Source organism: Endozoicomonas sp. SESOKO3, assembly GCF_024606255.1.
Genome location: NZ_JAHHPR010000690.1, coordinates 1 through 10,915 on the forward strand (window position 1 = coordinate 1; position 10,915 = coordinate 10,915).

General features: G+C 49.4%; 6 protein-coding genes and 2 pseudogenes. 4 read left to right on the top strand and 4 right to left on the bottom strand.

Going from position 1 to position 10,915, the window contains the following annotated elements; all coding sequences use genetic code 11:
* Together rpoB and rpoC are read left to right on the top strand one after the other, a co-directional pair.
* Positions 1-936 (top strand): annotated as a pseudogene (gene rpoB, locus KDK18_RS12125) (DNA-directed RNA polymerase subunit beta); the annotation flags it as partial.
* A gap of 64 nt (positions 937-1,000) precedes the next feature.
* Entirely contained in the window at positions 1,001-5,212 is a 4,212-nt protein-coding gene (gene rpoC, locus KDK18_RS12130) for a DNA-directed RNA polymerase subunit beta' (RefSeq protein WP_257255184.1), read from the top strand.
* A 183-nt stretch (positions 5,213-5,395) separates the two neighbouring features.
* Here the strand turns inward: rpoC and tnpA are convergent.
* Positions 5,396-5,590 (bottom strand): annotated as a pseudogene (tnpA, locus tag KDK18_RS12135) (IS200/IS605 family transposase); the annotation flags it as partial.
* A gap of 5 nt (positions 5,591-5,595) precedes the next feature.
* The gene (locus KDK18_RS12140; RefSeq protein ID WP_257255185.1) at positions 5,596-5,982 is read right to left on the bottom strand and encodes a hypothetical protein; all 387 of its coding nucleotides are present in this window, start codon (positions 5,980-5,982) and stop codon (positions 5,596-5,598) included.
* Positions 5,983-6,376: 394 nt separating this feature from the next.
* Here KDK18_RS12140 and nhaA point away from each other — a divergent pair, with 394 nt between their 5' ends.
* Positions 6,377-7,780, top strand: coding sequence for a Na+/H+ antiporter NhaA (nhaA, locus tag KDK18_RS12145; protein ID WP_257255186.1), 1,404 nt, complete (start codon positions 6,377-6,379; stop codon positions 7,778-7,780).
* Between the two features lie 249 nt (positions 7,781-8,029).
* A complete protein-coding gene (locus KDK18_RS12150; protein WP_257255187.1) occupies positions 8,030-9,742 on the top strand; it encodes a choice-of-anchor I family protein in 1,713 nt (570 codons plus the stop codon).
* 99 nt (positions 9,743-9,841) lie between these two features.
* Here the strand turns inward: KDK18_RS12150 and KDK18_RS12155 are convergent, their stop codons facing one another.
* Both KDK18_RS12155 and KDK18_RS12160 read right to left on the bottom strand, forming a co-directional pair.
* Positions 9,842-10,198 (bottom strand): YgiW/YdeI family stress tolerance OB fold protein, encoded by a 357-nt coding sequence (locus KDK18_RS12155; protein ID WP_257255188.1) that lies wholly within the window; start codon positions 10,196-10,198, stop codon positions 9,842-9,844.
* 128 nt (positions 10,199-10,326) lie between these two features.
* Positions 10,327-10,698, bottom strand: a complete 372-nt coding sequence (locus KDK18_RS12160; RefSeq protein WP_257255189.1) for a hypothetical protein — start codon at positions 10,696-10,698, stop codon at positions 10,327-10,329.
* Positions 10,699-10,915 lie beyond the last annotated feature (217 nt).

Genomic DNA, 10,915 nt, shown 5'->3' on the forward strand with positions numbered 1-10,915 from the left:
GACAAGAAGAAAAAGCTGCATTCCGGGGACGACATGGCGCCTGGCGTGCTGAAAATAGTCAAAGATCATCTGGCGATCAAACGTCGTATCCAGCCGGGTGACAAGATGGCGGGTCGCCACGGTAACAAGGGTGTTATCTCCATCATAATGCCTGTCGAAGACATGCCCTACGATGAAGAAGGCAACCCGGTTGATATTGTGCTGAACCCTCTGGGTGTGCCGTCCCGGATGAACGTAGGACAGGTTCTGGAAACTCACCTGGGTGCTGCGGCACGTGGTCTGGGCCACAAGATCAACCGCATGATCGAGTCCCAGAAGAGAGTGGCTGAAATCCGTGAATTCCTCGACCAGGTTTACAACGGAGTCGGTGGCGGACGTGTTGAGGAACTGGACAAGTTCACTGACGAAGAAGTCATGGAGCTGGCCCATAACCTGCGCGGCGGCGTACCTATGGCTACTTCGGTATTCGATGGTGCCAAAGAATCTGAAGTGAAGGAGTTGCTGCGTCTGGCAGATCTCAGCGACACGGGTCAGGTAAGACTGCACGACGGACGTACCGGTGATTCCTTCGACCGTCCTGTCACTGTGGGCTACATGTACATGCTGAAGCTCAACCACCTGGTTGATGACAAGATGCACGCACGTTCCACAGGTTCTTACTCTCTGGTTACCCAGCAGCCACTCGGTGGTAAGGCCCAGTTCGGTGGTCAGCGTTTCGGGGAGATGGAGGTATGGGCACTGGAAGCCTACGGTGCTGCCTACACTCTGCAGGAGATGCTGACTGTTAAGTCTGATGATGTGACCGGTCGTACCAAGATGTACAAGAACATCGTCGATGGTGATCATCGAATGGAAGCCGGGATGCCCGAATCCTTCAACGTACTGTTGAAAGAGATTCGCTCTCTGGGTATCGACATTGAGCTGGACACCGAATAACGAATACGTGAAATCCGCTGGTTGGGCATAGCCCGGCCACCGGATGGATCGAGGAGATGCGATCTTGAAAGACTTACTGAATCTACTCAAGACCCAGGGCCAAACAGAAGAGTTTGACTCGATTCGTATCGGTCTGGCTTCCCCAGAAATGGTACGTTCCTGGTCTTACGGTGAAGTTAAAAAGCCGGAAACAATCAACTACCGTACGTTCAAGCCTGAACGTGACGGCCTTTTCTGTGCCAAAATCTTTGGCCCGGTTAAAGACTACGAGTGCCTGTGCGGAAAGTACAAGCGACTGAAGCACCGTGGTGTTATCTGCGAAAAATGTGGCGTAGAAGTCGCCCTGGCGAAAGTTCGTCGTGACCGTATGGGCCACATCGAACTGGCCAGCCCTGTTGCCCACATCTGGTTCCTGAAATCCCTGCCATCCCGTATCGGTCTGTTATTGGATATGACCCTGCGTGATATTGAGCGAGTACTGTACTTTGAGTCATACGTTGTTATTGATCCGGGTATGACGACGCTGGAGAAAAACCAGCTGCTCAACGATGAACAGTACTACGAAGCTCTGGAAGAGTTTGGCGACGACTTTGACGCCCGTATGGGTGCAGAGGCCATCAAGGCTCTGCTGGCAGACATCGAGCTGGGTGAGGAAGTGGACATGCTGCGAGAAGAAATTCCGCAGACCAACTCTGAAACCAAACTGAAGAAACTGAGCAAGCGTCTGAAACTGCTGGAAGCTTTCCACAAGTCAGGTAACAACCCTGAGTGGATGATTCTGACCGTTCTGCCAGTTCTACCACCTGATCTGCGTCCTTTGGTACCGCTGGACGGTGGTCGTTTTGCGACGTCCGACCTGAATGACCTTTACCGCCGCGTGATCAACCGTAACAACCGTCTGAAGCGTTTGCTCGACCTTAACGCTCCTGACATCATTGTCCGCAATGAAAAGCGTATGCTGCAGGAATCGGTAGATGCGCTGCTGGATAATGGCCGCCGCGGTCGTGCTATCACCGGTTCCAACAAGCGTCCTCTGAAATCCCTGGCCGACATGATCAAGGGTAAACAGGGCCGCTTCCGTCAGAACCTGCTTGGTAAGCGTGTTGACTACTCTGGCCGTTCTGTTATCACCGTAGGTCCTACCCTGCGTCTGCATCAGTGCGGTCTGCCCAAGAAAATGGCTCTGGAACTGTTTAAACCATTCATCTTCGGCAAGCTGGAAGCCAAAGGTCTGGCGACCACCATCAAAGCTGCCAAGAAGATGGTAGAGCGTGAAACCCCTGAGGTTTGGGACGTTCTGGCTGACGTCATCCGTGAACACCCGGTGATGCTGAACCGTGCACCCACTCTGCACCGTCTTGGTATCCAGGCGTTCGAGCCGGTTCTGATCGAAGGTAAGGCGATTCAACTGCACCCACTGGTGTGTGCGGCTTATAACGCTGACTTCGACGGTGACCAGATGGCGGTACACGTACCACTGACTCTGGAAGCCCAGCTCGAAGCCCGTGCCCTGATGATGTCCACCAACAACATCCTGGCACCTGCAAGTGGCGAGCCTATCATTGTACCTTCCCAGGACGTGGTACTGGGTCTTTACTACATCACCCGTGACCGTATTAACGCCAAGGGTGAAGGCATGGCTTTCGTTGACGTCAACGAAGCCCTGCGTGCCTACCGTACCGGTCATGCTGATCTGCATGCCCGTATCAAGGTACGTGTTTCTGAAAAATACAAAGACGACGATGGCGTAGAGCACAGCAATGCCTTCCTGGCCGATACCACCATTGGTCGTATCCTGTTATGGGAAATCGTACCAGAGGGGCTGCCCTTCGAACTGGTTAACCAGACCATGAAGAAGAAGGCGATATCCCGCCTGCTGAATACCTGCTACCGAAACGTGGGCCTCAAAGAAACGGTTATCTTTGCTGACCAGATGCTGTACATGGGCTTCCATTACGCGACCATCTCCGGTTCTTCTATCGGTGTTAACGACTTCGTTATCCCGGGCGACAAGAGCCGTATCATTAATGACGCAAATGAAGAAGTGCGTGAGATTGAAAACCAGTTTGCTTCCGGTCTGGTGACCCAGGGTGAGAAGTACAACAAGGTGATCGATATCTGGTCCCGTGCCAACGAACTGCTGGCCAAGCGCATGATGGACAACCTGAAGTCCGACACCGTGATTAATCGTCAGGGTGAAGAGGAAGAGCAGGAATCCTTCAACAGCGTTTATATGATGGCTGACTCCGGTGCCCGTGGTAGTGCTGCACAGATTCGTCAGCTGGCCGGTATGCGTGGTCTGATGGCCAAGCCAGATGGCTCCATCATCGAAACGCCTATTACGGCGAACTTCCGTGAAGGTCTGAACGTACTTCAGTACTTCATCTCTACTCACGGTGCCCGTAAAGGTCTGGCAGATACTGCTCTGAAGACAGCGAACTCCGGTTACCTGACCCGTCGTCTGGTAGACGTCGCCCAGGATCTGGTGGTGACTGAAGACGACTGTGGCACAGTACGTGGCCTGCAGATGACTCCGCACATCGAAGGGGGTGAAGTTGTCGAACCTCTGGGTGAGCGTATCCTCGGTCGTGTGGTGGCTGAAGATGTACTCAAACCGGGTGCAGAGAATGAAATCGCTGTGCCCGCCGGCACCCTCATCGACGAAGCCTGGGTTAAGCGTCTGGAGCTGATGAACGTTGACGAAGTCAAGGTTCGTTCTCCAATTACCTGTGAAACCCGCTACGGCATCTGCTCCAAATGTTACGGTCGTGACCTGGGTCGTGGACATCTCGTTAACAAAGGTGAAGCAGTCGGCGTTATCGCTGCCCAGTCCATCGGTGAGCCCGGTACTCAGCTGACCATGCGTACCTTCCACATCGGTGGTGCTGCATCCCGTGCTTCTGCACAGGACAACATCTCTGTTAAGAACAAGGGTACTGCCCGTCTGCTGAACTTGAAGCACGTTGAACGTAAAGACGGTGCTTTGGTGGCAGTGAGCCGTTCCGGTCAGCTGGCCATTGCTGATGAATTCGGTCGTGAGCGTGAGCGTTACAAGCTACCATACGGTGCGGTTCTGTCTGTTAAGGACGGTGTTGATGTAGAAGCCGGTCAGATAGTTGCCAAGTGGGATCCGCACACTCACCCCATTGTGACCGAACTGTCCGGTACCGTTAAGTTCCTGGGCATGGAAGAGGGCATTACCGTCAAGACTCAGACGGATGAACTGACCGGTCTGTCCAACATCGAAGTTCTGGATCCGAAGGATCGTCCTTCTGCCGGTAAGGATATTCGTCCTGCTATCCAGCTGCTGGATGCCAATGGCAAGGAGCTGAAGCTGCCTAACACTGACGTAGCAGCTCAGTACTTCCTGCCTGCAAACGCTCTGGTGAACCTGGCCGATGGCACGACGGTAGAAATCGGTGACGTTGTTGCCCGTATTCCACAGCAGTCCGGCGGTAACAAGGACATCACCGGTGGTCTGCCACGAGTGGCCGACCTGTTTGAAGCCCGTAAGCCAAAAGAACACTCTATTCTTGCGGAAATCACCGGTACCATCGGCTTTGGTAAAGAGACCAAAGGTAAGAAGCGTCTGGTCATCACTCCGAACGACGGCAGCGATCCGTATGAAGAGCTGATTCCCAAGTGGCGTCACCTGAACGTGTTCGAAGGTGAACAGGTGACCAAGGGTGAAGTTATCTCTGACGGTCCTACCAACCCCCACGACATTCTGCGTCTGCTGGGTGTCGGTGAGCTGGCCCGTTACATCGTTAACGAAATCCAGGACGTATACCGTCTGCAGGGCGTTAAGATTAACGATAAGCACATCGAAACCATTCTGCGTCAGATGCTGCGTAAGGTTGAAGTCACTGACACGGGTGATTCTTCGCTGATCCGTGGTGATCAGCTAGAGTTGACGTCCGTTCTGGAAGAGAACGAGAAGCTGGGTGACAAGGATCAGATCCCTGCCAAATACGACAGGGTACTGCTGGGTATCACCAAGGCATCTTTGGCGACCGAGTCCTTCATCTCTGCGGCTTCCTTCCAGGAAACTACAAGAGTACTGACCGAAGCAGCAGTGACCGGTAAGCGTGACTACCTGCGTGGACTGAAGGAAAACGTGGTCGTCGGTCGCCTGATTCCTGCGGGTACAGGTCTGACCTATCACGAAGAACGTCGTAAGGGTCGCGAAGAGCCTGAGTTTGAAGTACCAAGCAAGGTCTCTGCTTCTGAAGTTGAAGCGGCTCTGTCTGAAGCTCTTAACTTCGGCGAGGTGTAACAATAGGCTGACGCCTGTTTTTATACAGTGAGCTAAACAGAAAGGCTGCCTTCGGGTGGCCTTTCTCATTTTTTGGTGTCTGGAAACTGTGATGATTAACACCAGACTAAAACCTGACCGGAAAGAGCGTCAAGCCCAGTACTTCTAGTGCTGGGAAGGATAGCCCGGAGTCCGATAGGACTCCTAATGCGGTCTATCCTGCTGTTCGATGTATTGCTTAAGAACTTCAATCGGCGCACCACCTACGGAACCCGCAAAGTAGCTCGGACTCCATAGAGCATTCTTCATATATGCAGGCTTTATCAGCTCTAGATGATATTGTTTCAGTCTTCGGCTTGAAACACCTTTCAGACTGTTTACCAGTTTTGATACTGCTACTTTTTTTAGCTGTGGGAGGATGTCAATGCTCGTAATTGTTGCAAACTAAAATCGGCAGTAGACTCGTAAAAAGTTGTTGGAAAAACAGGAAATACCAATTTAGGCATATTCATAACAAACAAAGATTTTACGCTTAAATCTTTTCTGGTAGTTCTGTGTTGTAATTCAGAAAGAAGTACCCTGATATCGTCAATCATTATATTCAAACCAGTGCTAAAACTAATAGATCTAAATATTTCATGGCTTTGACTTCCTGGAGGCATAACTTTTAACGCTAATTGGTTACTCAAAAGTATAAATTTCTCAGCTGCTTGAATTATTTCAGGGTTTGCATTTACCACTGATACGGATGTTATCAAGTAAAGAAAAAGCGATATTCTTAACTCTTTCATCGTAAACTGCCTTCATCTTGTATCAAATTGTGTCAAGTCAAGGTAGCATTTATTTTGAGAAATATAACAAAAAGGTATCGCCTTTAGTGAAAAATCGCGGGCTGGCCTTACGAAGGATCCCTGACCCTAACACTTCCACAAAAGAATTCCCCTTTGTTTGCAGCCGCTTTGTACCAACAAAAGACGGCACAAAGACGAGAGCCGTCTATTGATGGATGTCCAGCCTTTTACTCCAAAGTCTTGAAGCGGAAGTTCGTAAGCAGGTTCATGGGGGTATAACCTCCGATAGATAACTGACTAAAGGCAACTGAAAGACTCGCTGAACATTTAAGAGACATCAACAAACGCATGATGTAGTCTACGGTGTCAAGCTTGATGCTCTTGAGGAGTTGCTGTGGCGGGAAATAATTTTACAAAATTTATTGGTCGGAAAGGCAGGGTTTATAACGCTCGCTGGGAGGCGGCATTTGACCGTATCCTCACGCCTTTTGAAGAATTTATCCATCGTCAAACGACCAGCGGCATCCTTCTGATGATCTGCGCTGTCATCGCTTTGGTGATCGCGAACAGTAATCTGTCTCCCCTCTATGAACAGATTCTGAAAACCTATGCCGGTATTTCTATCGGTGAAGGCGGCCTGAAGATGTCTATTCACCATTGGGTCAATGATGGTCTGATGGCTTTTTTCTTTTTCCACGTCGGTCTCGAACTCAAACGTGAGTTTCTTGTCGGTGAGCTTTCCGACCTCAAACATGCCGTATTGCCTATCATGGCTGCGATTGGGGGTATGGTAGTGCCCGCACTGATCTATGCCAGCATCAACCCGACAGGTGTTGCCGCAGACGGTTGGGGCATTCCGATGGCAACGGATATTGCCTTTGCTGTTGGTACCTGTGCACTTCTGGGTGGCCGTGTTCCTAAAAGTCTGATTACCTTCCTCGTGGCTTTGGCCATTGTGGATGACCTGGGAGCTATTGCGATCATTGCTGTTTTCTACACCAACGAAATCAATCAGGTGGCTTTGCTGTGGGCTGCTGGATTCACTGCCTTTTTGTGGGTGATGAATGCTTTTGGTATTCGTAATCCACTGCCTTATCTCCTGGTGGGTGGTGGCCTCTGGTTGCAGCTGTACGAAGCCGGTATTCATGCGACATTGGCTGGCGTTATTACCGCTTTTGCCATTCCGGCTAAACCCAAATACGATCCTGTTGCATTCAGTGACCAGATAAAAAATCTGATTCGGCGATTTGATGGTAGTTACCGTCCTGGTGAGGACGTTTTGCGTAATGAAAAAATGCGTGCTTACGTCCGGGCGCTTGGAAATGGTACTCGCCTGGCAGAAGCTCCACTGCAGAGAATCGAAACCAGCCTGCACTTACCGGTGACTTATATCGTCATTCCCATTTTTGCCCTGGCCAATGCCGGTATTCCCTTTGATGTTTTTTCCGGGGATACCGAGATTTTCAATAACGTCACCTTGGGTGTCACTCTGGGTCTGGTGTTAGGTAAGTTAATTGGTATTGCAGGTGCCACCTGGATAGGCTGGAAGCTGGGATGGGGTGACTTGCCTCATGAATGTAACTTCCTGCATATTGTGGGCGTTGCCTTTCTGGGCGGAATCGGTTTCACCATGTCGATCTTCATATCAGAACTGGCATTTGCTGGCAGCCCCAATGATTTAGTACTGGCCAAAGCAGGGGTTCTGATTGCGTCCCTGATAGCCGGTATTGCTGGCTTTATCTGTTTGACTAAAGCTTCTCCCAAGGCCGTTGAAAAGAATACTGTTGAGCAGGCTTAAGCTCAGATTATTCATCTCTGAATATTAATAACCCGGAGCTTGCTCCGGGTTTGTGATTTTGGTTAGCTTTTCTGCTCATTCTCGTTCTCATGTCGAGGAGGCTGTCAAAACAGAGAATGCCGCACTTTTGGCGCAGCCTCAGAGTGTTGGTGCGAGACAACTTTGTCTCTATGTCATAGTTGTCATTAAACAGTCATTTGCAACCGTTATAAAAAGCCCTGATCAAATTGAATAAAATCAGGAACCTCAATGGAACTGAAACTTACTCGCAACGCTATCACTCTGGCAGCTCCCTTTATTTTGGCTGGCTGTTCAATGGTTCAGGAAAATGCTGAAGTTTCCCATCCCACCATGGAGCCGATCGGTCGATATGCTTCTGGCAGTTACCATAAAGGTGCCGCAGAGATTGTGGCCTGGCATAAAGCCAGTCAGTCTATCTATGTTGTCAACGCCCTTGATAAAACCATAGATATTCTCAGTGGCAAATCCCTCAAGGGGCAGCCACTTGTTAATCCGACCATGGATTCCAATATTCTCAAAATTGGCAAGATCAATCTTGAGTCCAGTATTGATGGCATGAAGCTGGGCACCGCTAACAGCGTTTCTGTTCATGGCGATCTTTTGGCTGTTGCTGTTGAAAATAGCGACAAACAAAAGAAAGGCGTTGTCATTGTTTATAAGCTCGATACCGAAGGTGGTGCCGTATTCAGTGATTATAAATTGGTAGGGGCGCTGCCTGATATGGTGACCTTTACACCGGATGGAAAATACCTGCTGACAGCAAACGAAGGTGAACCTTCATCAGATTACAAAGATGACCCGGAAGGTTCGGTCAGCGTTGTCAAGGTGACTTCTGAAGGCAAACTGGAAGAACCACGTCATGCTACTTTCACTGCTTTCAACAAAGGCTACTCCAGAAACAGTGAATTGCCGAAAGATGTCAGGGTTTTTGGTCGTGATGCCTCTGTGGCTCAGGACCTTGAGCCTGAGTACATAGCCGTTTCTGCTGATTCCGGAACTGCTTACGTTTCTCTGCAGGAAAACAATGCCCTGGCACTCGTTGATATTGCCAATGCGCGAATTGATTCTATTGTTCCCCTTGGCTATAAGGATTATGGCCAATTTGCGATGGATGCCAGCAATAAAGATGGTGGTGTGAATCTTCAGAAATGGAGCGGTGTCTACGGTATGTATCAGCCAGATACCATTGCTACCTATTCGGTCGAAGGTAAAACCTATGTTGTGACAGCCAACGAAGGTGATGCCAGAGATTATTGGTACACAACTGCTTCTGAAGATCAGTGCCTGGCTTCAGGTGGTTTGAAATACGATAACGAAGACGGTTGCCTGGGGTTCACAGAAGAGGTTCGTACCAAGAAGGTTGAGGTCGCCCGGGAGCATCCTAATGCTGAGGCAGCCAAAGATAAGAAAAAGCTTGCTCGCCTGAAAATTACCAACACACTGGGTGATACGGATAACGATGGCCAGTTTGAAGAACTTTACTCCTATGGCGCTCGCTCATTTTCTATCTGGAACGAAGCGGGTGAGCTGGTTTATGACTCGGGTAGTGACTTTGAAGAAGTGACAGCAGCCGTACTGGGTAAACATTTCAACAATAATGACGAGGAAACCAAAGGCGATAACCGCAGTGATGATAAAGGCCCTGAGCCAGAGGCACTGGCCGTGGGTGAGATTGATGGACGTCAATATGCGTTTATTGGCCTGGAGCGAACCGGTGGTGTCCTGATGTACGACGTGACTGATCCAGCAGAAGCTGAGTTTGTCCGCTATGTCTACAACCGTGACTTTTCTGTTGATACTGACAAAGAGCCAGAAAAAGCAGGCGATGTGTCTCCCGAAGGGATGAAGTTTGTCGAGGCTTCTGAAAGTCCAACTGGAAAGCCTTTATTGATTATCGGTCATGAAGTCTCTGGTTCTACGCTGGTTTACCAGATCGATTGATTAGATGTTCCTTTCAGTCGACTATTTTTGGCTTTGTTTTAAACGGACTGAGGGTTGCCGTAGGATTTCTGGCAACCCTTTTTCAAACGGAAGGTCTGTTTAAATGACAGAAATTTTTTCGACCTCAATTTCGGTGGTTTCAAAAGCACCGCTTTCGACTTCACCCAGAATGTTAACTTTGGTCTTTTCATTAATCTGCACGTCAGGCATGTCTCTGGACTCAATCTCTACCTGAATGCTGTCTTTACCATCTGAAAAGGTGTAGGTCTCATCGTCGATTTTATTGGTCAGGTAACCGGTCAGTTCTACCCGGGAGTCATCAACCGGGTTTTCGATGATGGTGGCAATATCATTGATGGTGGGTGTGCTATTGGGGCCGGTGTATTCAGCCATTGCGTTGCCAGTGGTCAGAGCAATCGTTGAAGCAGCAAGGAAAGCAGACAGTGTTGGATTCATGGTTTGAGTCTCCGGTTTTCTATCGATATAGGTATCTGTTTAAAAGATGGGCGTAGCATAATCGAAGGCAGGTAACCGGAAGATGAGTGAATCATTAAACTTTTTTCATAAAAGAAAAAACGGCGGTTTCAGGGACCGAGTTTCCAAGTCGTAACCGGAAGTTGATAGTGCTCCAAAACCTGCTGTAAGCGATCCCAGTATTCATGGTCGGATGGTTTTCTCAGAATCAACACAATTCCCGCCTGTTTTCTGGTCAGCATTCCATAGGCCAGGGACTGGCCGATGGCTTCAGGCCATTTGTTGGCAAAATCCATTTCAATGGCATGACTTTCAGTCATGCAATCAACACGTCTCCCATCATCCAGCCTGACTTCAACTTCGCCACCTTTACCTTCGCACCAGACCTTCTGATACCAGAGCTCGGGTTCCGATGCCCAGGAATGATTGCTAAGCAGATGAGATGAAAGAATCGCAAGAAGACGAAGCAGGGTCGATAACATGTGCTCAATCCTTTGAGTCAATGTTTCAACGCTACCTGTGACAACAGCTCGCTGCAACACTTATTTGATCCCTGGGCTATGCATAGCTTCTGCGTATGTCCGCTCGCAATAGGCTGGCTGTAGCCTTTTAGGTTGAAGCCTCGACAAGGCTGGAAGTGTCAGAAGTCTAAGTATTCATAGGGAACTAAAACCAAATATAAATATCTAAGGTTGTAAG

Excerpts from the sequence above, each read along its gene's own strand:
- KDK18_RS12150 (WP_257255187.1), top strand. The coding sequence starts at position 8,030 with ATGGAACTGAAACTTACTCGCAACGCTATCACTCTGGCAGCTCCCTTT.
- KDK18_RS12160 (WP_257255189.1), bottom strand. The coding sequence starts at position 10,698 with ATGTTATCGACCCTGCTTCGTCTTCTTGCGATTCTTTCATCTCATCTG.
- KDK18_RS12155 (WP_257255188.1), bottom strand. The coding sequence starts at position 10,198 with ATGAATCCAACACTGTCTGCTTTCCTTGCTGCTTCAACGATTGCTCTG.
- KDK18_RS12140 (WP_257255185.1), bottom strand. The coding sequence starts at position 5,982 with ATGAAAGAGTTAAGAATATCGCTTTTTCTTTACTTGATAACATCCGTA.